21 protein-coding genes and 1 riboswitch are annotated in these 24,453 nt (G+C 74.3%); of the genes, 20 read left to right on the top strand and 1 reads right to left on the bottom strand.

Annotated features, from left to right (window positions below; all coding sequences use genetic code 11):
* Positions 1–131: 131 nt before the first annotated feature.
* The gene (locus K3N28_RS15895; RefSeq protein ID WP_228093528.1) at positions 132–971 is read right to left on the bottom strand and encodes a C40 family peptidase; all 840 of its coding nucleotides are present in this window, start codon (positions 969–971) and stop codon (positions 132–134) included.
* A 628-nt stretch (positions 972–1,599) separates the two neighbouring features.
* A riboswitch (cobalamin riboswitch) is annotated at positions 1,600–1,758 on the top strand.
* A 48-nt stretch (positions 1,759–1,806) separates the two neighbouring features.
* Between K3N28_RS15895 and K3N28_RS15890 the strand changes: the two genes are divergently transcribed.
* The 20 genes from K3N28_RS15890 (at position 1,807) to K3N28_RS15795 (ending at position 24,450) form a co-directional block, all read left to right on the top strand.
* Positions 1,807–1,992: a CbtB domain-containing protein gene (locus tag K3N28_RS15890; protein ID WP_228093527.1), complete on the top strand. Its 186-nt coding sequence runs from the start codon at positions 1,807–1,809 to the stop codon at positions 1,990–1,992.
* Between the two features lie 7 nt (positions 1,993–1,999).
* Positions 2,000–2,728 carry a CbtA family protein gene (locus K3N28_RS15885; RefSeq protein ID WP_228093526.1) on the top strand — a complete coding sequence of 243 codons (729 nt, stop codon included), beginning with the start codon at positions 2,000–2,002 and terminating at the stop codon, positions 2,726–2,728.
* On the top strand, positions 2,725–3,312 hold the full coding sequence (locus tag K3N28_RS15880) for a histidine phosphatase family protein (protein ID WP_228093525.1): 588 nt from the start codon (positions 2,725–2,727) through the stop codon (positions 3,310–3,312). The genes K3N28_RS15885 and K3N28_RS15880 overlap by 4 nt, the downstream gene beginning before the upstream one ends.
* Positions 3,309–4,256: a cobalamin biosynthesis protein gene (locus K3N28_RS15875; RefSeq protein WP_228093524.1), complete on the top strand. Its 948-nt coding sequence runs from the start codon at positions 3,309–3,311 to the stop codon at positions 4,254–4,256. Before K3N28_RS15880 ends, K3N28_RS15875 begins: the two co-directional genes overlap by 4 nt.
* Positions 4,253–5,800 carry a cobyric acid synthase gene (locus K3N28_RS15870; protein WP_228093523.1) on the top strand — a complete coding sequence of 516 codons (1,548 nt, stop codon included), beginning with the start codon at positions 4,253–4,255 and terminating at the stop codon, positions 5,798–5,800. Before K3N28_RS15875 ends, K3N28_RS15870 begins: the two co-directional genes overlap by 4 nt.
* On the top strand, positions 5,797–9,570 hold the full coding sequence (gene cobN / locus K3N28_RS15865; protein WP_228093522.1) for a cobaltochelatase subunit CobN: 3,774 nt from the start codon (positions 5,797–5,799) through the stop codon (positions 9,568–9,570). Before K3N28_RS15870 ends, cobN begins: the two co-directional genes overlap by 4 nt.
* Complete coding sequence (locus K3N28_RS15860) at positions 9,567–11,651, top strand: magnesium chelatase subunit D family protein (RefSeq protein ID WP_228093521.1); 2,085 nt, start codon at positions 9,567–9,569, stop codon at positions 11,649–11,651. The genes cobN and K3N28_RS15860 overlap by 4 nt, the downstream gene beginning before the upstream one ends.
* Before the next feature lie 10 nt (positions 11,652–11,661).
* Positions 11,662–12,258 carry a cob(I)yrinic acid a,c-diamide adenosyltransferase gene (cobO, locus tag K3N28_RS15855; RefSeq protein ID WP_228093520.1) on the top strand — a complete coding sequence of 199 codons (597 nt, stop codon included), beginning with the start codon at positions 11,662–11,664 and terminating at the stop codon, positions 12,256–12,258.
* On the top strand, positions 12,252–13,607 hold the full coding sequence (locus tag K3N28_RS15850) for a cobyrinate a,c-diamide synthase (protein ID WP_228093519.1): 1,356 nt from the start codon (positions 12,252–12,254) through the stop codon (positions 13,605–13,607). The genes cobO and K3N28_RS15850 overlap by 7 nt, the downstream gene beginning before the upstream one ends.
* The gene (cobI, locus tag K3N28_RS15845) at positions 13,604–14,317 is read left to right on the top strand and encodes a precorrin-2 C(20)-methyltransferase (protein WP_228093518.1); all 714 of its coding nucleotides are present in this window, start codon (positions 13,604–13,606) and stop codon (positions 14,315–14,317) included. Before K3N28_RS15850 ends, cobI begins: the two co-directional genes overlap by 4 nt.
* Positions 14,314–15,084 (top strand): precorrin-4 C(11)-methyltransferase, encoded by a 771-nt coding sequence (cobM, locus tag K3N28_RS15840; RefSeq protein ID WP_228093517.1) that lies wholly within the window; start codon positions 14,314–14,316, stop codon positions 15,082–15,084. The genes cobI and cobM overlap by 4 nt, the downstream gene beginning before the upstream one ends.
* Positions 15,085–15,188: 104 nt before the next feature.
* On the top strand, positions 15,189–16,370 hold the full coding sequence (locus K3N28_RS15835; protein WP_374209801.1) for a cobalt-precorrin-5B (C(1))-methyltransferase: 1,182 nt from the start codon (positions 15,189–15,191) through the stop codon (positions 16,368–16,370).
* Positions 16,367–17,572 (top strand): precorrin-6y C5,15-methyltransferase (decarboxylating) subunit CbiE, encoded by a 1,206-nt coding sequence (gene cbiE, locus K3N28_RS15830; protein WP_228093515.1) that lies wholly within the window; start codon positions 16,367–16,369, stop codon positions 17,570–17,572. The genes K3N28_RS15835 and cbiE overlap by 4 nt, the downstream gene beginning before the upstream one ends.
* Positions 17,569–19,338: a precorrin-3B C(17)-methyltransferase gene (gene cobJ, locus K3N28_RS23365; RefSeq protein ID WP_304608728.1), complete on the top strand. Its 1,770-nt coding sequence runs from the start codon at positions 17,569–17,571 to the stop codon at positions 19,336–19,338. Before cbiE ends, cobJ begins: the two co-directional genes overlap by 4 nt.
* Positions 19,335–19,538 carry a 4Fe-4S binding protein gene (locus K3N28_RS23580; protein WP_374209792.1) on the top strand — a complete coding sequence of 68 codons (204 nt, stop codon included), beginning with the start codon at positions 19,335–19,337 and terminating at the stop codon, positions 19,536–19,538. Before cobJ ends, K3N28_RS23580 begins: the two co-directional genes overlap by 4 nt.
* 5 nt (positions 19,539–19,543) lie before the next feature.
* A complete protein-coding gene (locus tag K3N28_RS15815; protein WP_374209800.1) occupies positions 19,544–20,155 on the top strand; it encodes a precorrin-8X methylmutase in 612 nt (203 codons plus the stop codon).
* On the top strand, positions 20,152–21,051 hold the full coding sequence (locus K3N28_RS15810) for a sirohydrochlorin chelatase (RefSeq protein ID WP_228093513.1): 900 nt from the start codon (positions 20,152–20,154) through the stop codon (positions 21,049–21,051). The genes K3N28_RS15815 and K3N28_RS15810 overlap by 4 nt, the downstream gene beginning before the upstream one ends.
* Positions 21,048–22,676, top strand: coding sequence for an Rv2231c family pyridoxal phosphate-dependent protein CobC (cobC, locus tag K3N28_RS15805; protein WP_228093512.1), 1,629 nt, complete (start codon positions 21,048–21,050; stop codon positions 22,674–22,676). Before K3N28_RS15810 ends, cobC begins: the two co-directional genes overlap by 4 nt.
* Positions 22,673–23,716: a nicotinate-nucleotide--dimethylbenzimidazole phosphoribosyltransferase gene (gene cobT, locus K3N28_RS15800; protein ID WP_228093511.1), complete on the top strand. Its 1,044-nt coding sequence runs from the start codon at positions 22,673–22,675 to the stop codon at positions 23,714–23,716. The genes cobC and cobT overlap by 4 nt, the downstream gene beginning before the upstream one ends.
* Positions 23,716–24,450 (top strand): adenosylcobinamide-GDP ribazoletransferase, encoded by a 735-nt coding sequence (locus K3N28_RS15795; RefSeq protein WP_228093510.1) that lies wholly within the window; start codon positions 23,716–23,718, stop codon positions 24,448–24,450. Before cobT ends, K3N28_RS15795 begins: the two co-directional genes overlap by 1 nt.
* Positions 24,451–24,453 lie beyond the last annotated feature (3 nt).

Here is a 24,453-nt window from a genome sequence, read left to right as displayed (position 1 = left end):
TCCGGGACACGGGAACGACGGGGCCCGAGCCGAAGGCTTGGAGCCAGCGCTCAAAGGCCGTCGCTCCTGCACTCCTTAGTGCGCTGCGCGTTCTCCACCCGCAGACGATCACGGGGTCGGGGGCCGGCGGGTCAGCCCGGAACCCGTCGGTACCCGTCGACGGGCAGGACCCCGAGCGGGGCGATCTTCACGGTGTCGCCCGGTTTGGTGGCGTGGACCACCTGGTCCCGGCCGATGTAGATCGCGACATGGCCCAGCCCGTGCGAGAAGACGAGATCGCCCGGAGCCAGGTCGCCGCGGCCGATCGGCTCGGTCTGGTTCCATTGCGCTTGGGACGAGCGGGGCAGGGCGGTTCCCGACTGCGAGTACGCGGCTGCGACCAGTCCCGAGCAGTCGTAGGCGTTCGGACCGGCCATGCCTGCGCCGTACGGCTTTCCCAGCTGGTCGTAGGCGAACTGGACGACCGTGCTCCCCGATTCCGGGGAGGGCCCGGACGCTGCGGCAGTGGCGCGGGCGCGGGCGGCCGCCTCCTCACGTTCGCGTTCTTCTGCTTCTTCGAGTGCGCGCCGGGCCGTTTCGATGTCGGCGCCCAGCCCTTCGGACCGGTCGACGAGTCGGGAGATCATCGGTCCGATCACTTCGAGGCGCTCGCCGGCGCGCTGGGCCGCCTCATAGCGGACGGATTGCTCGGTCCGCAGAAGCGCCAGCGCCTCGATCTTGCTCGAGAGGTCATCGCTCGCAGTGTCGATCGCTTCGGTGGCCCGCGTGAGCTGCGCCTCGACGGTGCCGAATTCCAGGTCGGCCTGTTCGATCAGAGCGCTCAGTTCCAGCCGTTCCGCCTCGAGTCGGTCCATGTCGTCCTCAACGGACGTGCGTTCTCGCTCGAGATCGTCTACATGCACCCGGATCTCGGAGCTGTCGGCTTGGGCGAGGTCGATTTCGCCGGCCTGCGTCGGCGTGGCGACGACCATTGCAGCGGTGAGGTGCGCCAACGCCAGCGTGGCGATCCTGCGGACCGGTGCGGCGCGCTCGAGGTGCTCGCTCCGCGGTGAGTCATGAACGGGGTTCGACATGGCGATCGGCATCGGTTCATTCGCCTCGCTCGGGGCCGTCGGCGGACTCGGATCTCGCCCATGGTGAGCGGATCGTGCGTGCAATTGCGATGGCGTTCATAGAAGTCCTCACTGCTGTCGGCCCGACAGGCCCTCTTATGAGGGTGCGCCGCTTTCTTCCTACGCTGGCGTGAGCCGAGGGCGCCGGGAGGAGTTCTTGAAAGATCGTTGCATCGAAAGTCCGGCCGCCGTATTGTGATCCGGTCTGCCCTCGCACGCTTCGATCGTTCGCCTCGCACGCCTTTGCGATCGGTAAGCGCTTGTCGCAGTCGGCCCGGGGTCGGGGACGTGTTCGGGTGAGCCAGACCAGTTCGCCGCGGTCGCCGGCGGTGACGTGGTGCCGCGCGAAGCCGATGTGGACGGCCACGGCCCCGAGGCCTGCGGGCCCGGGCGGACTCGACGACCGGGGAGGAGGTCGCTCTGCACGGCCGGGGGTGGACATGGGCGTTGGCGTGCGGTACTTTCGTGGTTCATTCGACGGAAGCGGTCAGGAACGCAGTGTGATTCTGCGGCGGTCCCGCCACTGTATTCGGGGAGTCGCCCGCCCCGGAGTTCTTCGGAACCCCGGCCGGACGGAGCGCGGCCACTGGGTCTTCGGACCCGGGAAGGTCGGGCGGACGACGTTGATCCGAGAGCCAGAAGACTGCGGCTTCCCGTCACGACTGAGGGGACGCGGATCCCCGAGGAGGTCGACATGGCTGCCATTGCCGCTGCCACGCGAACCACGCCCAAGTGGGGTCTGATGACGCTGACGGTGCTCGCCGCGAGCGCCACGGTGTTCCTGGTGGGCTTCGAACAGGGCACGCTCACCGGTGGGCTGCCCGTGCTCCACGAGGCGTTCCACGACGCCCGCCATCTGCTCGGATTCCCGTGCCACTGACCTGTCGATGATCACTGACAGCGTTCGCCGCGGACTCGCGGCGGGGCTGGTCGCCGGTCTGCTCGCAGGGGCGTTCGCCCTGCTCGTCGGAGAGGTCCCCCTCAGGGAGGCCATCGCACTCGAGGAGCAGTCGCACGCCGCCGCCCACGGATCGGCCGAGGCCGCCCATGACCACGGTGACGCGTTCACCGTCTCCCGCACCGCCCAGCAGGTGCTGCTGCCGGTCGGGACCGCACTGCTCGGCGCCGCCTGCGGCGGCCTGCTCGGGCTCGTGTTCGCCTTCGTCGCCAGGCGATCGCGCGACCGTTGGAGGTCCGCCCTCGCGTTCGGCACCGCTTCGTGGGCCGCGGTCGCCCTGTTCCCGGGCCTGAAGTACCCGTCCAATCCGCCCGGAGTCGGTGACCCGTCCACGGTGGAGGCGAGGACGACATGGTTCTTCGTCGCAATCGGCGGCTCGGTGGCGCTGGCGCTGCTGCTGTGGGCGGCTTCGCGGTGGCTGCGCGGTCGCGGGACGGCGGACGTGCCGCGCCAGATGCTGGTCGGTGCGGCGGCCGTGCTGGTGTACGGCGCGCTGTTCTTCGCGTTGCCTGCGAACACGGATCCGGTCGAGGTCCCCGCCGATCTGCTGTGGGACTTCAGGTTGGCGTCGATGGGCACCCAGGCGATCCTGTGGCTCGGCCTCGCCGTCGCCTTCGGCTGGCTGTGGCACCGCGCCGGGAATCAGGAGGCGGTGTGAGCTCGTTCGCCCGGCTCATCCTGGTCCGCCATGCGCCGACCGAGGCGACCCGCCGCCACGCCTTCCCGCGGGACGAGCCGCTGGACGTCGCCGGGGAGGCGGCGGCGGCCGGGCTCCGCGGCAGGTTGGAGGCCGGCCGGGCCGTCACCGCTCCGCTGCGACGCTGCAGCGGCACCGCGGCCCTGGCGGGGTTCGAGGACGCCGAGTCCGACGCCCGTTGGTCCGAACTGGACTTCGGGGCGTGGGCGGGCGCGACGCTGGGAGAGATCGGCGAGCGCGAACCGGACCGGGTCCAGGCCTGGTTGGACGACCCGCAGACCGCCCCTCCGGGCGGCGAGGCGCTTGCCGACCTGACCGCTCGCGTGCGCGATGCGCTCGACGAATACGGCGGGCCCGGAGCCGACACCGTGGTGTTCACGAGCGGCGGACCCGTCAAGGCCGCCGTGGTAGCCGCTTTGGGAGCCCCGGATTCGGCGTTCTGGAGGATCGACGTCGACCCGTGTTCGGCCACCGTCCTGCATTGCCGCTCCGGTCGGTGGACCGTCCGCAGCCTCAACGCCGATCCGAGAGCGGGCCGCCGATGAGCGCCCGTGGTTTCGGGCTCCTCGCCGGGTACGCGGCCGACCTGCTGCTCGGCGACCCGCGCCGCTGCCACCCCGTGGCCGGGGTCGGGCGGCTCGCCGCCGTGATCGAACGGCGCACCCACCGCGACTCCCGCCTCGCCGGGGCCGTCCACACCGGCGTGCTGGTCGCCGGGAGCGCGGCTTTGGGCGCGGCCGTGGACGTCGCGGTCCGGCACCGTCCTTGGGTGCGCGCGGCCTGGACCGCCGCCCTCGCCTGGACCGTCATCGGCGGGCGCTCCCTGCGACGCGAGGCCGCCGGGATCGCCGACGCGGTCGAACGCGGCGACCTCGAAGACGCCCGAAGGCGCCTGCCGTCGCTGTGCGGACGCGACCCCTCGCATCTGAGCGAGGCCGAACTGGTGCGCGCCGCCGTCGAGTCGGTCGCCGAGAACACCTCCGACGCGGTCGTCGCGCCGCTGTGGTGGGGCGCCGTCGCCGGATCGGCCGGTCTCGCCGGATACCGCGTCGCCAACACCCTCGATGCCATGATCGGGCACAAGTCGCCGCGCTACCGCCGCTTCGGCTGGGCCGCCGCCCGGTTGGACGACGCGGCCAACTGGGTCCCGGCCCGGTTGTCGGCCGCGCTGGCGGTCGGGCTCGCTCCGCTGGTCGGCGGCTCGCCGAGGCGGACGCTGCACATCTGGCGGCGCGACGGCCGCCGCCACCCCAGCCCCAATGCCGGGCAGGTCGAGGCCGCCTTCGCCGGAGCCCTCGACCGGACCCTCGGGGGCGGCGAGAACCGCTACCCGGGCCACACCGACACCCGCCCGGCCCTCGGTGACGGGCCCGCGCCGACCTGGGCCGACCTGCGCCGCGCGAACCGGTTGGCCGCCGCGGTCAGCATGGCGGCGGTCGTCGGCGCCGCCGTGATCTGCCGGCGGCGCCGGCCTCGGAGGGGCCGATGAGCGGCGCGATCCTGCTGGCCGGCACCGCCTCCGACGTCGGCAAGAGCGTCATCACCGCCGGGGTGTGCCGCCATTTGGCTCGCCAGGGCATCGCGGTGGCGCCGTTCAAGGCGCAGAACATGGCGCTCAACGCGGCGGTCACCGTCGACGGCGGCGAGATCGGCCGCGCGCAGGCCGCGCAGGCGGCGGCCTGCGGCATCCCGCCCGAGACCGCCATGAACCCGATCCTCATCAAGCCCACCGCCGCGCACCGCAGCCAGGTCGTGGTGATGGGCAGGCCCGCCTTCGACACCGGCGCCCGCGACTACCACGCCCGCAGGCATGTCCTCATGCCCGCCGTCCTCGGCGCCCTGAGCGACCTCAAAGGACGGTTCGACGCGGTGGTCTGCGAGGGGGCCGGAAGCGCGGCCGAGATCAACCTGCGCCCGCACGACCTGGCCAACATGGGCCTGGCCCGCGCGGCCGGGATGCCCGTGGTCGTCATCGCCGACATCGACCGGGGCGGGGCGCTGGCCGCCCTCTACGGCACGCTCGCGCTGCTCGAACCCGAGGACCAGGCGCTCGTCGCCGGGTTCGTCGTCAACCGCTTCCGCGGCGACCCGCGCGTCCTCGAACCCGGCCTCGAACAGCTTCGCGAGCTGACCGGCCGGCCCTGCCTGGGCGTGCTCCCGCACGCCGACGGCCTCGACTTCGACGCCGAGGACTCGCTCGCCCTGGACCGGCCGCTGCCGGTGCTGCCGCCGGTCGGCCCCGACCGGATCGACGTGGCCGTGGTCCGCCTGCCGCTCATCAGCAACTTCACCGACGTCGACGCCCTCGCGGCCGAACCGGGCGTGGCGGTTCGCTTCACGACCGATCCGGAAGACGTGCGCCGGGCCGACCTCGTCGTCCTCCCCGGCACCAAGAACACCGTCGGCGACCTCGCATGGCTGCGCCGCACCGGCCTGGCCGAGGCGATCGTGGACCGCGCCGCCTCCGGCGGCCCGACACTGGGCGTGTGCGGCGGCTACCAGATGCTCGGGCGCGAGATCGTCGACACGGTCGAATCGAAGGCCGGAGTCGTGGCCGGCCTCGGGCTGCTCCCGGTGACCTGCGAGTTCTTCGAGGAGAAGACGCTCGCGCTGCACACCGGGACCGCGCCGGGGCTCGGCGGCGCGGCCGCGGGCGGCTACTCGATCCGCCACGGCAGGCCCGCAGTCGAAGGCGGGCGGGCATGGCTGCTCGACGACTCCGGTGCCGACGAGGGCTGCGCTTCCGGATCGGTCTGGGGCACCAGCTGGCACGGCGTCCTCGAACACGACGACGTCCGCCGGGAACTGCTCGCGCGCATCGCTCGCGACGCCGGGCTGGACTGGAAGGCGGGCACGAAGCCGTTCGCGGCCGTCCGCGAGCGCCGTCTCGACCGCCTCGGCGACCTCGTCGCCGAGCATCTCGACACGGCCGCGCTGGAAGACCTGATCGCCCGCGGCGCCCCGGCCGGGCTGCCGGTCGCCCCTCCGGGCGGCGCACCGAGGCCTCGCATGTGGACTGAGGAGTCGCATTGACCACGATCCTGCTGCTGAGCACCGCCGACACCGAGATCCTCGCCGCGGCGGGCGCGGTCGACCGGCTCCCTGAAGGCGCCCCGCGCGTGCGCGCCCTCAACCCCGCCCGTGCCCCGAAGGACGACCCGGGGCCCTGGCTGGAGGCGGCCCTCGCCGACGCCGGGGCGGTGGTGGTGCGCCTGCTGGGCGGCCGTGCCGCGTTCCCGGACCTGTTCGACGATCTGCGCCGCCGCTGCATCGACGCCGGCATCCCGCTGCTGGCCCTGTCCGGCGAGGGCTCGCCGGACGCCGAGCTGACCGCACTGTCGACCGCCCCCACCGCCGCCGTCGCCCACGCCTTCGAGTACCTGCGGCTCGGCGGCACCGACAACACCGAGCAGCTGCTCCGGTTCCTGTCGGACACCCTCCTGCTCACCGGACTCGGCTTCGAGGCGCCCGCCGAACTGCCCGACCACGGCGCCTACCATCCCCGACGCGCCGACCCGCTCACCGGCGTCGACCCCGACCGGCCGCTCATCGGCGTCGTCTTCTACCGGTCCCACCTCGTCAGCGGCAACACCGAGTTCGTCGACGCCCTCATCGACGCGATCGAGGCCCGAGGCGCCCAGGCGATCGGCCTCCACTGCTACTCGCTGCGGCCCGACGCCGAAGGCCGCGTCGGGCTCCTGGCCATGCTCGACGAGGCCGGGGTCCGCCCCGACGCGCTGCTGCTCACCGTCCTGGCGATGGGCGGCGCGAACGCGGCCGACACCGCGGCATGGAAGGCCGAGGCCCTGCAGCGACTCGGGGTCCCCGTCGTCCAGGCGCTCGCCTCCACCGGCAGCCGCGAGGCCTGGACCGAGAGCGGCAACGGGCTGTCCCCGATGGACACCGCCATGCAGATCGCCCTGCCCGAGTTCGACGGCCGCATCATCGGCGTGCCGTTCTCGTTCAAAGAGCTCACCGAGGACGACGAGCGCATCGGCGGCCCCGTCGTCCGCTACCGGCCCGACCCCGAACGCGCCGAACGCGTCGCGGGCATCGCCGTCGGACACGCCCGCCTGCGGCGCCTCCCGCGCGCCGAGAAGCGGATCGGCCTGGTCCTGTCGAACTACCCGACCAAGCACAGCCGCATCGGCAACGGCGTCGGCCTCGACACCCCCGCCTCCTGCGCGGCTCTGCTGCGGCGCATGCGCGAGACGGGCTACGACCTCGGCGACGACCTGGACGAACGGCTCCTCGACGACGGCGACGCCCTCATCCACGCCCTGATCGACCGAGGCGGCTTCGACGCCGACCTGCTCACCGACGCCCAGCTCGCCGCAGCCGACGCCCGGCTGCCCGTCGAGGACTACGAGACCTGGTTCAAGCACCTCCCCCGCGACCTGCGCGAATCCGTGGAGGCCCAGTGGGGGCCGCCGCCCGGCGAGGTCCTGCTCACCCCCGACGGCCGCCACCTCGTCACCGCCACCATGCGCATGGGCAACGTGGTCCTGGCGATCCAGCCGCCGCGCGGCTTCGGCGACGACCCCGTCGCGATCTACCACGACCCCGACCTGCCGCCCACCCACCAGTACCTGGCCGCCTACTGGTGGCTCACCCGCGTCTTCGGCGCCGACGCCATCGTCCACGTCGGCAAGCACGGCACCCTCGAATGGCTGCCGGGCAAGGGCGTCGGGCTCTCGGCCTCGTGCGCCCCCGACGCCGCCCTCACCGACGTGCCCCTGTTCTACCCCTTCGTGGTCAACGACCCCGGCGAGGGCACCCAGGCCAAGCGGCGCGCCCATGCCGTCATCGTCGACCACCTGGTGCCGCCCATGATGCGCGCCGAGACCTACGACGACCTCACCCGGCTCGAACAGCTCCTCGACGAGCACGCCGAACTCGAACTGCTCGACCCGAGCAAGCTCCCTGCAGTCCGCGAGCAGGTGTGGGAGCTCCTGGTCCAGGCCGACATCGCCCGCGAACTCGACGTCGAGGCCATGCCCGAGGACCCGGACGACTTCGGTGAGCTCATCGTCCACGTCGACGGCCACCTCTGCGAGATCAAGGACCTCCAGATCCGCGACGGCCTCCACATCCTCGGCTCGCCCCCCGATGGCGAGCAGCTGCGCGGCCTGGTCCGCGCGATTCTGCGGCTGCCGCAAGGGGAGACGCCCGGGCTGCGCGCCACCGTCGCCGCCGAGTTCGGCCTCGACGAGGACGAGCTGACCCGCGACGGCGGCCGCCGCGTGAGCGCCGACTGCGCCGAGCTGACCCGTCTCGCCCCCGGCCCGGCCGCCACCCGCGGCGACGTCCTCGACCGCGTCGACGCCCTCACCGGACGCCTCGTGGACGCCGTGGCCGACGCCGGATGGTCGGCCGAGGCCGTCGACGGGATCGTCGCCGACGTCCTCGGACGCACCGCTCCCCCCGTCGCCGACGTACTCCGCTTCGCGTGCACCGAGGTCGTGCCGCGCGTGCGCGCCTCCGCGCACGAGATCGACCGGCTCCTGTCCGGACTGGACGGCGAGTACCTGCCCGCCGGGCCCTCCGGCTCCCCCACCCGCGGGCGCCTCGACGTGCTCCCCACCGGGAAGAACTTCTACTCCGTCGACCCCAAGGCCCTGCCCAGCCCGCTCGCGTGGGAGGTCGGCGTCAAACTCGCCGACGCGCTCCTGGAGACCCACGCCGAACGGCAGGGGCGCCTGCCCGAGACCGTCGGCATCGTCGTGTGGGGCACCGCGAACATGCGCACCCACGGCGACGACATCGCCGAGATCCTCGCCCTCCTCGGCGTCCGCCCGACCTGGCACGAGGAGACCCGCCGCGTCACCGGCCTCGACGTGATCCCCCTGGAGGAGCTCGGCCGGCCCCGCATCGACGTCACCGTCCGCATCTCGGGCTTCTTCCGCGACGCCTTCCCGCACCTGGTCGCACTCGTCGACCAGGCCGTGGAGACGGTCGCGGCGCTCCCGGAACCGCCCGAGGCGAACTTCGTGCGCGCGCACGCGCTGGCCGACCGCGACCGGCTCCGCGGCGAAGGCGTCGGCGAGGCCGAAGCGGCCCGCCGCTCCACCGCGCGGATCTTCGGCGCCAAACCCGGCGCGTACGGCGCGGGCCTGCTGCCGCTCATCGACGCCCGCAACTGGCGCGACACCGCCGACCTGGCCGAGGTCTTCACCGTCTGGTCCGGACACGCCTACGGCCGCGGCCTCGACGGCGTCGAGGCCCACGCCGACCTGCACGCCAACCTCAGACGCGTCCAGGTGGCGGTCAAGAACACCGACACCCGCGAACACGACATCCTCGACTCCGACGACTACTTCCAGGAGCACGGCGGCATGATCGCCGCCATCCGCCACCTCACCGGGGCCGCCCCGGAGGCGTTCATCGGCGACTCCTCCGACCCGTCCCGGCCCGTCGCCCGCACCCTCGGCCAGGAGGTCGACCGGGTCTTCCGCTCCCGCGTGGTCAACCCCCGCTGGATCGCCGGGATGCGGCGCCACGGCTACAAGGGCGCCTTCGAACTGGCCGCCACGGTCGACTACATGTTCGGCTACGACGCCACCGCGAACGTCGTCAAGGACTGGCAGTACGCCAAGGTCGCCCAGGCCTACGTCCTGGACGAGGACGTGCGCTCCTTCATGGAGACGAGCAATCCCTGGGCGCTGCACGGCATCACCGAACGGCTCCTCGAAGCCGTCCAGCGGGGCATGTGGGCCGAACCCGACCCCGAACTGCTCGACCGGCTGCGCCAAGCCCATCTCGAAGCCGAAGGCGCCGTTGAGGACCGCGGAGGAGACGCATGACCTACCCGTTCACCGCCCTCGTCGGCTCCGAGCAGCTGACCGTCGCGCTCGTGCTCGGCGCGGTCGACCCCCGGATCGGCGGCGTGCTCGTGCGCGGTTCCAAGGGGTCGGCCAAGTCCACCGCGGTGCGCGGCCTCGCCGCCCTGCTGCCCGACATCGCCACCCGCGCCGGCTGCGCCTACAACTGCCCGCCGGATCGGCCCGCCGACTTGTGCCCGACCTGCGCGGACGCGCCCGTCCATCACCGGCCGACCCCGCTGGTCGAGCTCCCGGTCGGTGCCTCCGAGGACCGGCTCATCGGATCGATCGACCTCGAACGGGCCCTGAGCGAGGGTGTTCGCAGCTTCCAGCCGGGGCTCCTGGCCCGCGCCCATCGCGGACTGCTCTATGTGGACGAGGTGAACCTGCTGGACGACCACCTGGTCGACGCGCTCCTCGACTCCGCCGCCATGGGCTGGAACCACGTCGAACGCGAAGGCGTCTCCGCCCGCCACCCGGCCCGCTTCCAGCTGGTCGGCACCATGAACCCCGAAGAGGGCGAGCTGCGGCCCCAGCTGCTCGACCGCTTCGGCCTCACCGTCGAAGCGACTGCCCCGCTCGACCCCGGCCAGCGCGCCGAGGTGGTGCGCCGCCGCCTCGCCTACGACGCCGACCCCGAGCAGTTCGCCGACCGTTTCGCGACGGACGAGAAGCGCCTCGCCGAACGGCTGGTCGCCGCTCGGGACCTGCTGGAGGACGTCGCACTCGACGACTTCTGGCTGTTGAAGATCGCCGAGGTCTGCGCGGCCTTCGGCGTGGACGGCATGCGCGCCGACATCGTCACCGCACGGACCGCCGCCGCGCTGGCGGCCTGGGACGGCCGTGCCGAGGTCACCCGCGCCGACGTGCGCGCCGCCTGTCTGCTCGCGCTGCCGCATCGCCGGCGCCGAGGCCCGTTCGACGACCCCGGCATCGACGAGGACGAGCTCGACCGCCTCCTCGGCGACGATGAACCCGAACCGCCGCAAGACGGCCCGGAAGACGGACCGGGGGACGGTCCGGACCGTGGACCCGGCGACGGGCCGGACGACGGGCCGGACGACCGCGATGGCCACGGCCCGGGCCCGGTTTCGAACGGCCCGCCCAGTCAGGAGGTCCCCGAGTCCGAGACGGGACCGGAGCGAGGCTCCTCGCCGCAGTCCACTGCGGAGTCCGCTCCGCAGCCCACCGAGGAGCTCGTCCCGGCCCCGTCGGGCCGAGTCGAGGCCGCGACCGAGACCGCGGCGGCGCCCGCCCTGATCACCGCCCCGCAGCGCCGCTTCGGCGCCTCCGGCCGCCGCAGCCGCGGCCGGTCCCGCCGCGGCGCGGCCGTCAGGAACCGCCCGCTGCGCGACGGGGAGGCCCCGCACGCCTCCGACCTCGCCGTCTCGGCCACGCTCATCGCCGCCTCTCTGCGCCGTCACGCCTCCGCAGGCGCCGGCATGGGCGGTCCCGGCCAGGCCCTGGTCGGCCGCAACGACCTCCGGCACTATGAGCGTTCGGGCAAGCAGGGCCACCTCATCGTCCTGTGCGTCGACGCCTCCGGCTCGATGGGCGCGCGCCGCCGCATGGGGGCCGTCAAGGGCGCCGTCCGCGCCCTCCTGTTCGACGCCTACCAGCGCCGGGACCTGGTCGCCCTCGTGACCTTCCGCGGCCGGAACGCCGAGACGGCGCTGCCCCCGACCGCCGGCGTGGAGCTGGCCGACCGCCGCCTGGCCGTGCTGCCGACCGGCGGGCGCACCCCCCTCGCCGCCGGGCTCCTCCACGCATGTGGCCTCATCGAACGGCACGCCCGCCGCGACCCCGACCGCCGCCCGCTCCTGGTCGCCGTCACCGACGGCCGCGCCAACGCCACCGCCGAGGCCGTCGCCGAGTCGCGCCGGGCCGCCGCTCACCTGGCCGCCAAGGACGTCCCGGCCCTCGTCGTCGACACCGAATCCGGATTCGTCCGCACCGGACTGGCCGCCGAACTGGCCCGCCACCTCGCCGCTCCCTGCGTCGAACTCGAACAGTTCGCCTCCGGAGAACTCGCCCGCACCATCCGCCTCGCCACCGGACGCTGAGAAGGAACCCATGACCGACGAACGCAGCCGATACGACGGCGCCACCGACAAGGACACCGCCGACGCCCAGCCGAAACGCCGCAAGCGCGAGACGCCGCTGCTCATGGTCCACACCGGAACCGGGAAGGGCAAGTCCACCGCCGCGTTCGGCATGATGATGCGCGCCTGGAACCAGGACTGGCCGATCGCGGTGTTCCAGTTCGTCAAGTCCGGCAAGTGGCGGGTCGGCGAGCAGGCCGCCGCCGCCAAACTCGGCGGCATCGACTGGTTCAAGATGGGCGACGGCTGGAGCTGGACCTCCCGCGACCTCGCCGAATCGGCCGATCTGGCACGCGAGGGCTGGGAGGAGGTCAAGCGCTGCCTGGCCGAGGAGCGCTACCGCTTCTACCTGCTCGACGAGTTCACCTACCCGATGAAATGGGGCTGGGTCGACACCGCCGAAGTCGTCGAGACCCTCGAGCGCCGCACCGGCCTGCAGTACGTCATGATCACCGGCCGCGACGCCCCCGCCGAGCTCGTCGAGGCGGCCGATCTCGTCACCGAGATGACCAAGGTCAAGCACCCGCTCGACCAGGGGTGGCGCGGCCAGAAGGGCATCGAATGGTGACCCTCGCGCCGCGCGTCGTGGTCGCCGGGACCCGTTCGGGCGTCGGCAAGACCACCGTGGCCACCGGCCTGATGGCCGCGCTGCGCGCCCGCGGCCTGCGCGTCTCCGGGCACAAGGTCGGGCCGGACTTCATCGACCCCGGCTACCACGCGCTGGCCTGCGGACGCGCGCCGCGCAACCTCGACGCCTTCATGCACGGCCCCGACCTGATCGCCCCGCTGTTCCTGCACGGGACCGCCGGGGCCGACGTGGCCGTGATCGAGGGCGCCATGGGCCTGTTCGACGGCAGGGCGGGCACCGACGAGGCCTCCACCGCGCACATCGCCAGGCTCCTCGACGCGCCCGTGCTGCTGGTGGTCGACGCCTCCTCGCAGTCACGCTCGGTCGCCGCCGAGGTCCACGGCTTCGCGAGCTTCGACCCGTCGATCCGCGTCGCCGGCGTCGTGCTCAACCGGGTCGCCTCGGACCGGCACGAGCAGATGCTGCGAGAGGCGCTGGCACCGTTGGGAATACCGGTGGTCGGCGTGCTGCGGCGCGGCGAACGCGTTGCAGCGCCCTCGCGGCATCTGGGTCTCGTTCCGGTGGCAGAACGACGAACGGAGGCCCTCGACCTCGTGGACGCTCTGCGGCGCAGAGTGGACGAAGGGGTCGACATGGAGGCGGTGGTGCGCATGGCGCGCAGTGCGCCCGCGCTCGACGCCGAACGCTGGCGGCCTCCTGTCCACCTTGGCGACGTGACTCGACCCGTCGTCGCCGTCGCGGGAGGCCCGGCCTTCACCTTCGTCTACACCGAACACCGGGAGCTGCTGGAAGCGGCCGGAGCGGAGGTCGCCGACTTCGACCCGCTGCGCGACGAGGCCCTCCCCGAAGGGACCGGCGCCGCCTATCTCGGCGGCGGCTTCCCCGAGGTCTACGCACGGGAACTCGCCGCCAACACCGGTCTCGCCGACGATCTGCGCGCGCTGTCGGCATCAGGCGGTCCGATCGTGGCAGAGTGCGGCGGCCTGCTGTACCTGTGCCGCAGCCTGGACGGGCGGCCCATGGTGGGCCTGGTCGACGCCGAGGCCGAGTTCACCGACAAGCTCGCGCTCGGATACCGCGCTCTCCGCGCCGCGAGCCCCGGGCCGCTCGGCCCTGAGGGGACCCCGGCGCGTGGACACGAGTTCCACCGCACCACCGTCCGCCCGAGGGCCGGGGCCGCTCCGGCCTGGGAGTTCGAGGACCGCGCGCCCGAGGGCTTCGTCGTGCGGAATGTCCACGCCAGTTATGTCCATACCGCCTGGGCCGCGCGCCCCGAAATGGCACGGTGTCTAGTGGCATACGCGCTCGCACAGGAGGCAACAGCATGAGCGGCACTCTCATCGGGATCGGCACCGGACCGGGCGACCCCGACCTCATCACCGTCAAGGGCCGCGACAGCCTGCTGCGGGCGGACCGCGTCTTCGTGCCGGTCGCGGCCTCCTCGTCCGCGGACGAGCCCGGCTACGCCGAGCGCGTGGTGGCCCACCATGTGCCGCATGACAAGCCGATCCACCGGCTGGTGTTCGAGCTCGGCAAGGACCGTCGGGAGATCGCCTGGGCCAGAGCGGCCGACAAGGTCGCCGACGTCGTCGCCGCCGGCGGCACCGCCGCGTTCGCGACCATCGGCGACCCGAACGTCTACTCCACCTTCACCTATCTGGCCCGCGAGGTCCGCCGCCTCGTCCCGGACGCCGCCGTGCGGACGGTCCCGGGCATCACGGCCATGCAGGACTTGGCCTCCCGCACCGGCACGGTGCTGGTCGAGCACGACGAACCGCTCCATCTCATGCCGATCACCGCCGGGACCGACCGCATCCGCGCCGCCCTCGCGGGCGGCGGGACCGTCGTCCTCTACAAGGGCGGCAGGAAGCTCCCGGAGATCCGGGCCGTGCTGGAGGAGGCCGGGGCGCTGGACCGCGCCGTGTTCGGCGCCCACCTGGGCCACGCCGGCGAGCAGGTCCGGGCCGACCTTCCCGACACGCCCGCGCCGTACCTCTCCACGGTCATCGTCGCCCCCGAACGAGAGGACCGAGTGTGAGCAGGGCGAAGATCTGGTTCGTGGGAGCCGGGCCCGGCGCGGCCGACCTGCTGACCCTCAGGGCCGCCGAGGTGATCGGGACGGCCGACATCGTGGTGTGGGCTTCGAGCCTCGTCCACGAGGACGTCCTCGAGCACGCCCGCCCCGGCGCGGCGGTCCTGGACTCGAAGACGATGACGCTCGAAGACGTGCTCGACGTCTACCGCAGGGCCGCCGCCGAAGGACTGACCGTGGTCCGCCTGCATTCGGGCGACCCCTCGATCTACGGCGCGATGCAGGAGCAGTTGGAGGCCGTCGCCCAGTTCGACGTCGACGTCGAAGTCGTCCCCGGCGTGACCTCGGTGGCCGCCACCGCCGCGGCGGTCGCCCGCGAACTGACCGTCCCCGAGGTCGCCCAATCGGTCGTCATGACCCGGATGGCGACCCGCACCCCCATGCCCGAAGGGGAGGATCTGGCCTCCTTCGCCCGGCACGGCACCACCCTGGCCCTGTTCCTCTCCGCCTCCCGGCCCAAGCGGCTCCAGGCCGAACTCCTCGCCGGCGGCTACCCGCCCGGAACGCCCTGCGTGGTCGGCTACCGCGTCTCCTGGCCCGAGGAGCGCGTCGAGACGTGCCGACTCGACGAACTGGCCGCCACGGTCCGGGCCATGAAGGTCACCATGCACACCCTCGTGCTCGTCGGTCCCGCGCTGGGCGCCAGCGGCACGCGCAGCCACCTGTACTCGCCGTCGTTCGCCCACACCCACCGACCGGCGAGGGCGACGTGAACGCCGGACCCGAGCGCTCCTTCCCGACCCGTCCGCCCCGGCGGGCCAAGGCCGGGCCGGTGCACGTCGAGCGGGCCTCGCCGCCGCCGACCGCGGCGCGCGAGCTGATCGAACCGGACCTGCCGCGCACCGCGAAGGCCCGCGCCGGCAAGGCCCTGCGCACCGGCTTCACCACCGGCGCCTGCGCCACCGCCGCCGCCAAGGCCGCGATCCTGCTGCTGGCCACCGGGAAACGCAGCCGCACCGTGGACGTGTGGCTGCCGGTCGGCCGCCGCGTCGAGTTCACCGTCGACCGCTGCGAGCACGTCGGCGAGGCCGCCGAGGCGGTGGTCGTCAAGGACGCCGGAGACGACCCGGACGTCACGAACGGCGCGCACCTGACCGCCACGGTCGCCTGGAGCGACGAGCCCGGCGTGCACCTGTACGGCGGCGACGGGGTCGGCGTGGTGACCCGGCCCGGGCTCGGCCTGGAGGTCGGCGGGCCCGCCATCAACGGCACGCCGCGCCAGATGATCCGCATCACCGTGGAGGAGGTCTGCGATCCCTATGCCGGGCGCGGTGTCGACGTCGTCGTGTCGGTCCCCGAAGGGGAGCGGATGGCCAAGCGGACCACCAACGCCCGCCTGGGGATCCTCGGCGGCATCTCGATCCTCGGCACCACCGGGATCGTCCGGCCCTTCTCGACCGCGGCCTGGCGGGCCTCGGTCCTGCAGGCGGTCGACGTCATGGCCGCCGCCGGACGCGACACGTGCGTGCTCACCACCGGCGGGCGCACCGAGCGGGCCGCGATCAGGCTCCTGCCCGGTCTCGACGAGGTGTGCTTCACCGAGGTCGGCGACTTCACCGGCGCGGCCGTGGAGCGCTGCGTCCAGGCCGGCCTGACGCGGCTGGTGTTCGTCGGCATGGCCGGGAAGCTCGCCAAGCTCGGCGCGGGGGTCATGATGACCCACTACACCAAATCCAAAGTAGACACCGGGTATTTGGCGGAGGTGACCGCGCGCGCGGGCGGCACGGCGGCGCTCGTCGCCGAGGTGGACGCGGCCAACACCGGCCGCCACGCCTACGAGCTGTGGTCCCGCGAGGGCCTGCTGGCCGCCGCCGGGGACACCCTCTGCGACGACGTCGCCGCCAACCTGGCCGCCTGGGCGCGCCACTGCGGCGGCGAACTCGACGTCGACGCCGTCCTGGTCGACTTCGGCGACCTCGAACCCGTCGCCTGGAACTCCCGCGCCCCCGACCGCCTCGCCCGCGCCGGAGCCGACCCGGAACGGTGGCGGCGGCCGTGAACCACCCGCTGATCGTGATCGGCGTCGGTCCGGACGGCCGCCTCGCCCGCCCGATCCCGGCCGAGGCGACCGTGATCGCCGGAGGCCGCCGCCACCTCGAGGCGCACGCCCCCCGGCACGCGGCGACCATCGCCATCGGCGGCGACCTCGACGCGGCCGTGGCCGCGATCGAGGCCGCTCCCGGCCCCGTCGCCGTCCTCGCCTCGGGCGACCCCGGCTGGTTCGGCATCCTCCGCCGTCTCGCCGCCGTCGGCCGGCCCCTGACGATCCACCCCGCGGCCTCCTCGGTCTCGGGCGCCTTCGCCCGCATCGGACTGTCCTGGGAGGACGCACAGGTCGTGTCCGCCCACGGGCGCGATCCGCGCCCGGCCATCGCCACGGCCCTGTGCGGCCCCAAGGTCGCCGTCCTCACCGACGCCCGCACCACTCCCGCGGTGATCGCGCGGGCGCTCGTCGCCGCCGGGAGCGGCCCGCGCGACGTCGTCGTGGCCGGCCGCCTCGGACATCCCGACGAGACGCTCGACCGGTGCGGCCTCGCCGAAGCCGCCGGGCGCGACTTCCCCGAACCCAACGTGATGCTCGTCCTCGACCCCGCCGCGGACGCCCGACAGGGCCCGACCCTGCTCGCCCACAGCCGCGGCGCCGCCGCCGGCTGGGGCCGCCCGGTCGACGAGTTCGCCCACCGCGACGGGCAGATCACCAAGCCCGCCGTCCGCGCCGCCGCCCTCGCCGCGCTCGGGCCCGGCCCCGGGCGGCTGCTGTGGGACGTCGGCTGCGGCTCCGGCAGCGTCGCCGTCGAAGCCGCCCGGCTCGGCGCGGGCGTCGTCGCCGTCGACGCCGACGGCGACCAGCTCGACCGGGCCCGAGCCAATGCCGTCGCGCACGGTGTCCGCATCGGACTCGTCCACGGCCGCGCCCCGGACGCCCTCGCCGCCCTGCCCGATCCGGACGCGGTGTTCATCGGCGGCGGCGGAGCCGGACTGGAGTCCGTCATCGACGCCGCCGCGGCCCGCTGCGGCGACCGCATCGTGATCGCACTCGCCACCCTCGAACGCTGCCCTGAAGCCGTGCGTCGGCTCGAAACGCACGGATGGAAGGCCGCCGCGCAGCTGCTCGAGGTCGCCGACCTGGTCCCGCTCGGCGACGGCCACCGCCTCGCCCCGCGCAACCCCGTCCTGCTCGTCCAAGGAGAACGCCCGTGACCGCACCACGAGCAGCGCGCGAGCGCGCACCGCGCCCTGCGACCGAGTCCGCGGTCGCGCCTGCGTCGAAGCCCACCGCGGCGTCACGGATCGTCGTGGTGGCCGCCACCGCGACCGGCAGGCGCCTCGCCGCCGACATCGCCGCCCACCTCGGCGGCGAGACGGCCGACGCCCGGCCCCGCGACGCCGTCGCCGCCGCGTGGCCCGCGGCGGACGCCGTCGTCATGGTCATGGCCGCCGGAGCCGCCGTCCGCCTCATCGCCCCCCACCTGCGCGACAAGCGGACCGATCCCGCGGTCGTCTGCGTCGACGACGCCGGCCGCTTCGCCGTCAGCCTCAGCTCCGGCCACGAAGGCGGCGCGAACGCCCTGGCCGAACGCCTCGCCGCCCATCTCAACGCGACTCCCGTGGTCACCACCGCCTCCGAGTCGGCCGGAACGCCCGGCCTCGGCTCGCTCGGCGCCCGGTTCGGCCTCCGCGCCGAAGGCGAGCTCGCCGCCGTCGGCGGCCACGTCCTCGCCGGCGGTCCGGTCCGCGTCGAACGCGACCGCCCCTGGCCGCTCGGCCCCATCCCGGCCGCCGTCACCGCCGATCCGGCCGCGCCGCTGCTGCGCGTCACCGACCGCGCCGTCCCGCCCGCGGAGCGGACCGTGCTCTACCGGCCCCCTTCCCTGATCGTCGGCATCGGCGCCTCCCGCGGCGTCACCGCCGCCGAAGTCGGCCGGCTGATCGACACCGCGCTCGCCGAAGCCGGCCTGTCCCCCTCGTCCGTGCACACCGCCGCCACCGTGGACCTCAAGGCCGACGAGGCCGGCATCAACGACGCCTGCGCCGCCCGCGGCTGGCCGATCGTCCACCTCTCCGCCGACCGGCTCGCCGCCATCGACGTGCCCAATCCGTCGGCGGTGGTGCGCGCCGCGGTCGGCACCGCTTCGGTCGCCGAAGCGGCCGCCCTCCACCTGGGCGGCGAACTCCTCGTCCCCAAACGGCGCAGCGCCATGGCCACCGTCGCCGTCGCCCGCAGGCCCGTCCGAGGCCGCCTCGCGCTCGTCTCGCTCGGACCCGGCGCCCCCGACCTGACCGCGCCGCGCGCCGCCGCCGAACTCGCCGCCGCCGCCACGGTCGTCGGCTACGGGCCCTATGTGGACCAGGCCGCCCGCTGGACCTCGCGCGGCGCCGACTTCGAGCGGTTCGGGCTCGGCCAGGAGGTGGAACGGGCCGAGCGGGCGATCGAACTGGCGCGCACGGGCCGGGCCGTGGCCCTGGTCGGCTCCGGCGACGTCGGCGTGTACGCGATGGCCTCCCCGACGCTGGAGCTGGCCGGGGACGACATCGACGTCGTCGTCGTGCCGGGCGTGACCGCCGCGCTGGCCGCGAGCGCCCTGCTCGGCGCGCCGTTCGGACACGACCACTGCTCGATCTCCCTGTCGGACCTGATGACGCCCTGGGAGCTCATCGAAGCGCGCATCGAAGCGGCCGCCCGAGGCGACCTGGCCGTCGCCTTCTACAACCCCCGCAGCGCCGGGCGCGACTGGCAGCTCGCCCGCGCGAAGGAGATCCTGCTGCGGCACCGCGATCCCGACACACCGGTGGGGGTCGTCCGCGACGCCGAACGCCCGGATCAGCAGGTCACCGTGACCGCCCTCGGTGAACTCGACGTCGCCTCGGTCCAGATGACGACACTGGTCCTGGTGGGGACCAGCCGGACCCGCATGGTCGCGGGCCGCATGGTCACCCCCCGCGGTTACCGGGCGGCGGGCGCATGACCGGCGGGCCGTTCGCCGTCACCGCGGACTGCACCGCGTGCGGGGCGTGCCTGCGGACCTGTCCGGAGCGGTGCCTGCGGCCGACCCCCGGCGGCGCGACGCCCCTGGTCGTCCTGGCCGACCGGTGCACCGGCTGCGGTGAATGCGCCGAAGTCTGCCCCGCCGAGGCGATCCGCCCGCCGGCGGAGGTGTCCCGATGAGACGCATGGGCCGGGACCGGGTGCACCCCATCGAAGTCGAGAGCATGCGCATCCTCGCGTCCCGCGTGGACCTCTCGCGGCTCGGGCCGCTCAGCCGGGCGGTGACCGAACGGGTCGTGCACGCCTCCGCCGACCTCCGCTACGCCGAGGACCTGGCGGTGGAGGAAGCGGCCCTGCGACACGGCTGGCGGGCGCTCAGCGACGGCGCACCGATCATCGCCGACAGCCGCATGGTGGCCGCAGGCATCACCAGCGCCGACGTCGAGGTCCCGCTGGCCTGGCCGGGCGTGGCCGAACGCGCCCTTGAGCGCGGCACCACCCGGAGCGCCGCCGCGGTCGAGCTGGCCTGCGAGCGGTTCGGACCCGGAGCGGTGTGGGCGGTCGGCAACGCCCCCACGGCGCTCGAGGCGATCCTCGCCCACGCGCCCGCACCGGCGCTGGTGGTCGGCCTCCCCGTCGGCTTCGTCGGCGCGGTCGAGTCCAAGGCCGCGCTCCGCGCCTCGGGGCTGCCGTCCGTCTCGAACCGCTCCGAGCTCGGCGGCTCGGCCGTCGCCGCCGCCGCCGTCAACGCCCTCTTGTACTCCGCACCTACCGTTTTCGAGGAGAAGCCCAGATGAGCCACCAACTGATGATCGTCGCCCACGGGACGGTCGACCCGGCCGGGCAGGCCGAGTCGCGCCGGCTGCTCGACCGAGTGCGGGCCCTGCGGCCCGGACTGCGCGCCGACCTCTCCTTCCTGGAGCTGTGCCCGCCGCCCATCAGCGAGAGCGTGGCCGCCTCCGTGGCCGACGGCGTCGACCACATGACGGTGGTCCCCCTGGTCCTGCTGGGGGCCGGGCACGCCAAGGGCGACGTGCCCGCCTCGATCGCCGCCGAACGGGAGCGCCACCCGGGCGTCCGGTTCACGTACGGCGCGCCCCTGGGGGTCCGGCCGGAGCTGCTCGACCTGGTCGACCGGCGGCTGTGCGAAGCGGTGCCCGCCGAGGACCGGGAGGAGACGGCCGTGGTCCTCATCGGACGCGGCACCTCGGATCCCGACGCGAACGCCGACCTGTTCAAGATCGCGCGCATGCTCTGGGAGGGCCGGCCCTGGCCGCTGGTGGAGACCGGCTTCGTCAGCCTCGCCGAGCCCTCGGTGCCCGAAGCGCTGGACCGTTGCCGGGCTCTGGGCGCCAAGAAGATCGCGCTCCTGCCGTACTTCCTGTTCACCGGGGTGCTGGAGCGGCGCATCCGCGCCCAGACCCGCGAGTGGGCCGCGCAGTACCCCGAATGCGACGTGATCGACGCCCCGTACCTCGGACCCGACCGGGCCGTCGCCGAGGCGCTCCTCGCCCGCGCCGACGAGGCCGAGGCCGGGCTGACCGCCGTCAACTGCGACACCTGCCTGTACCGGGTCGCCATGCCCGGCTTCGAGCACCGGGTGGGCGCGCCGCAGACCCTCCACTTCCACCCCGACGATCCCGGCACGCACGGCCACCACCACGGCCACCACCACGCGGAGACCCCGAAGTGACCCTCCACCTGGTCCTCGGCGGCATCCGCTCGGGCAAGAGCGCCCGCGCCGAGCACCTGGCCGCCGGAAGCGGCGGACCCGTCGTCTACATCGCCACCGGCTCGGCGGCGGACGAGGAGATGCGGGAGCGGATCGCGGCTCACCGCGAACGGCGCCCCGGCTCATGGCGGACGGTGGAGACGACCGACATCGCCGCCGCGCTGCGTGCAGCGCCGCCCGACGCCTGCGTCCTCATCGACGACCTCGACGGCTGGGTCACCGACCGGATGTTCGAGGGCCGATTGTGGACCGAGGACCCGGTGGCCCGCCTCGACGAGGCACAGCGCGCGGCCTGGAAGCGGATCCTCGCCGAGGCCGCCGACTGGCGCGACCTCGCCCGCTCCAGGGCCGCCCGGGTCGTCGTCGCCGCCGGGCAGCCCGGCGGCGGGCTCGTACCCGTCTCGGCCTCCTCGCGCCGCTGGCTCGACCTCCACGGCGCAGTCGTGCAGTCGATCAGCGAGGCCGCCGACACGTGCGAGCTGGTGGTCGCCGGGCGCGCCGTGCCCCTGCCCGCGCCCGAAGCCCCGCCGCAGGCGGAGGCCGGGGACCGCCTCCGCGACCACGGCGACACCCAGGTGCCCGAGGGCGCCGTCGATCTCGCCGTGAACGTCCTCGAAGGACCGCCGCAGTGGCTGGCCGATCGACTCGCGGCGGCCGTCCGCGACCTGGCCGCCTACCCCGACCAGCGCGCCGCCAGGGCCGCCGCCGCGTCCCGGCACGGCCGGGCCGCCTCGGAGTGCATGGTCCTCGACGGCGCCGCCGAGGGATTCTGGATGCTCGCCCAGGTACTCCGGCCGAGGCTCGCCGTGTGCGTCCACCCCACGTTCACCGAAGGGGAGGCGGCGCTCCGCTCCGCCGGGGTGCCGGTCAGGCGGGTCTTCCGCGAAAGCGAGCACTGGACGTTCGATCCCGCCGACGTGCCCGACGAGGCCGACTTCGTCCTCCTGACCCGACCGGACAACCCGACCGGCGCCCTCGATCCGGTCGCCGCGGTCGAACGGCTGTGCCGCCCCGGCCGGACCGTCGTCGTCGACGAGGCCTTCGCCGACTTCCTGCCCCCGTTCGGCGACGCTCCCGACGCGGCGCCTGCGGTGGCCGACGACCTGGCGGGGCGCGGCGACCTGCCCGGCCTCGTGGTCATCCGCAGCCTCACGAAACTGTGGGGCCTGGCCGGCCTGCGGGTCGGATACCTGCTCGCCGACCCCGACACGGTCGCCCGGCTCGACGCCGCCCGCCAGCCATGGCCGGTCGGCTCGCTCGCCTTGGAGGCCATCGAAGCCTGCGTCGCGGCCGAGGCCGAACGCGCCGAACGCGCCGGCCTCGTCGCCGAACGGCGCGCCTTCCTCATCGAGGCGCTCAGCGGCATCGCCGGGCTCCGCGTCTGGCCTGCGGCGGCCAATTTCGTCCTCATCCGGACTGAGCGGACCGACCTGCGCGAGCGCCTCCTCCAGGAGGGTTTCGCCCTGCGGCGCGGCGAGACCTTCCCCGGGCTCGACGCCCATTACCTCCGCATCGCCGTGCGCGACGGCGCCACCGCGGAGGAACTCCGATCCGCGATCATCCGCACCCTGGAGCAGCATCGATGAACCGACTCCCCGCCCTCCTCGCGTCGATCGAACCGACCGACGAGCGCTTCGCGACCATGGCCGAGGAGCGCCACAACGGACTCGCGAAACCACCGGGAAGCCTCGGCCGGCTCGAACGGCTCGGCGCGCGGCTTTCCGCGATCGACCGGTCCTGCCCGCCGCCCGCCGTCGAGCGACCGGGCCTGCTGATCGCCGCCGGAGACCACGGCGTCCACGTCCACGGCGTCAGCCCGTGGCCGCAGGAGATCACCACCCTCATGATCGAGAACTTCTGCTCCGGCCGCGCCAGCGCGAACGCCATCGCCTCGGCCTGCGGCGTCGACGTCGCCGTCCTCGACGCCGGAGCCGTGCGCCCGCCCGCCCCGCACCGGATGCTCTCCGCCGCGGACGTCAGGAACGGCACCGCCGACCTGCGCACCGAACCGGCCATGACCGAAACCGAGTGCACCGGCGCGATCCTGGCCGGGGCCGCGCTCGCCGACCGGATGGTCGACGCGGGCGTCGGTCTCCTCGCCCTGGGCGACATGGGCATCGCCAACACCACCCCGTCGGCCGCCCTCATCGCCGCGTACACCGGGGAGCGCCCGGAGCGCGTGACCGGACGGGGCACCGGCATCGACGATGCGACCCTCGCACGCAAGGTCGACGTCGTCGCCGACGCCCTCGACCGGCACGGACCGGACCGCGACCCGCTGGGCGTCCTCGCCTCCCTGGGCGGCCTGGAACACGCCGCCCTCGCCGGGGCGGCCCTCGCCGCGGCGGCACGGCGTCTTCCGGTCGTGCTCGACGGCGTCAACACCGTCGCCGCCGCGCTCGCGGCCGCGGCCCTGTGCCCGACCGTGACCGGCTATCTCATCGCCGGGCACCGGTCGGTCGAGCCCGGCGCCTCGATCGGCCTCGCCCACCTCGGGCTCGAACCGCTGCTCGACCTGGAGCTGCGCCTGGGGGAAGGCACCGGCGCCCTGCTCGCGATACCCGTGATCCGCAGCGCGGCCGCCGTGCTGCGCGACGTCGCCGGGCTCGACGAGCTCGGCGCCTGATGCCGCCGCTGCGCGACGCCCTCGGCTTCCTGACGGTCCTGCCGCTCAAGGCCGGTCCGCCGACCCGGGGCGCGGTCGTCCTCTTCCCGGCGGCCGGACTGGTGATCGGCCTCGCCTGGACGGGCGCCGCCTGGCTCGGACTCCACATCGGAGGGCCGCTGGTCGCGGCCGGCCTGGTGCTGCTGATCGACTTCGCCCTCACCGGAGCACTGCACCTGGACGGCCTCGCCGACACCGCCGACGGCCTCGCCAGCCACCGGCCGCCCGAAGAGGCCCGCGAAGTCATGAAAGACCCGCGCGTCGGCGCGGTCGGGGCCGCCGCCCTGGGGACCGTGCTGCTGCTTCGCTTCGCCTTGGTCGGCGCCGTCGCAGCGGTCGGCCAGGGATGGTGGATGATCGCTCTGGCGCCGGTCATCGGACGGTTCGCGCTGGTGTGGCAGCTGCACCGGAGCGCACCCCGTGAGCGATCGGTGGCGAAGGGACCGGCCGCTGCGGCGACGCTGCCGGTCACGGTCGCCGCTGCGCTCGTCACGGTCGCCGTCGTCGCGGCCGCGGGGGCCCTATCGGGCTTCGGATGGCCCGCCGGGCTGGCGCTCACCGCCGGTACCGCCGCGGCCCACCTCGCATACCAGCGGTGGCGACGCCGGCTCGGCACGGGCGGGGACACGATCGGGGCGAGCGGGATCGTCGCCGAGACCGTCGCGCTCGCGAGCCTGGCCCTCGGGGTGTCGTGAACC

Origin of the sequence: Glycomyces sp. TRM65418, from assembly GCF_019710475.1 — a bacterium.
Lineage (GTDB): Bacteria > Actinomycetota > Actinomycetes > Mycobacteriales > Micromonosporaceae > Glycomyces.
This window is presented reverse-complemented; position numbering and strand designations above follow the sequence as displayed.

What these genes read in the sequence shown, in the direction of transcription:
- K3N28_RS15850 (WP_228093519.1), top strand. Translation starts at nt 12,252, where the DNA reads ATGGTGACCCTCGCGCCGCGCGTCGTGGTCGCCGGGACCCGTTCGGGC.
- K3N28_RS15875 (WP_228093524.1), top strand. Translation starts at nt 3,309, where the DNA reads ATGAGCGCCCGTGGTTTCGGGCTCCTCGCCGGGTACGCGGCCGACCTG.
- K3N28_RS15815 (WP_374209800.1), top strand. Translation starts at nt 19,544, where the DNA reads ATGGGCCGGGACCGGGTGCACCCCATCGAAGTCGAGAGCATGCGCATC.
- cobI (WP_228093518.1), top strand. Translation starts at nt 13,604, where the DNA reads ATGAGCGGCACTCTCATCGGGATCGGCACCGGACCGGGCGACCCCGAC.
- K3N28_RS15810 (WP_228093513.1), top strand. Translation starts at nt 20,152, where the DNA reads ATGAGCCACCAACTGATGATCGTCGCCCACGGGACGGTCGACCCGGCC.
- K3N28_RS15795 (WP_228093510.1), top strand. Translation starts at nt 23,716, where the DNA reads ATGCCGCCGCTGCGCGACGCCCTCGGCTTCCTGACGGTCCTGCCGCTC.
- K3N28_RS15890 (WP_228093527.1), top strand. Translation starts at nt 1,807, where the DNA reads ATGGCTGCCATTGCCGCTGCCACGCGAACCACGCCCAAGTGGGGTCTG.
- cobO (WP_228093520.1), top strand. Translation starts at nt 11,662, where the DNA reads ATGACCGACGAACGCAGCCGATACGACGGCGCCACCGACAAGGACACC.
- K3N28_RS15860 (WP_228093521.1), top strand. Translation starts at nt 9,567, where the DNA reads ATGACCTACCCGTTCACCGCCCTCGTCGGCTCCGAGCAGCTGACCGTC.
- K3N28_RS15895 (WP_228093528.1), bottom strand. Translation starts at nt 971, where the DNA reads ATGGTCGTCGCCACGCCGACGCAGGCCGGCGAAATCGACCTCGCCCAA.
- cobT (WP_228093511.1), top strand. Translation starts at nt 22,673, where the DNA reads ATGAACCGACTCCCCGCCCTCCTCGCGTCGATCGAACCGACCGACGAG.
- K3N28_RS23580 (WP_374209792.1), top strand. Translation starts at nt 19,335, where the DNA reads ATGACCGGCGGGCCGTTCGCCGTCACCGCGGACTGCACCGCGTGCGGG.
- K3N28_RS15870 (WP_228093523.1), top strand. Translation starts at nt 4,253, where the DNA reads ATGAGCGGCGCGATCCTGCTGGCCGGCACCGCCTCCGACGTCGGCAAG.
- K3N28_RS15885 (WP_228093526.1), top strand. Translation starts at nt 2,000, where the DNA reads ATGATCACTGACAGCGTTCGCCGCGGACTCGCGGCGGGGCTGGTCGCC.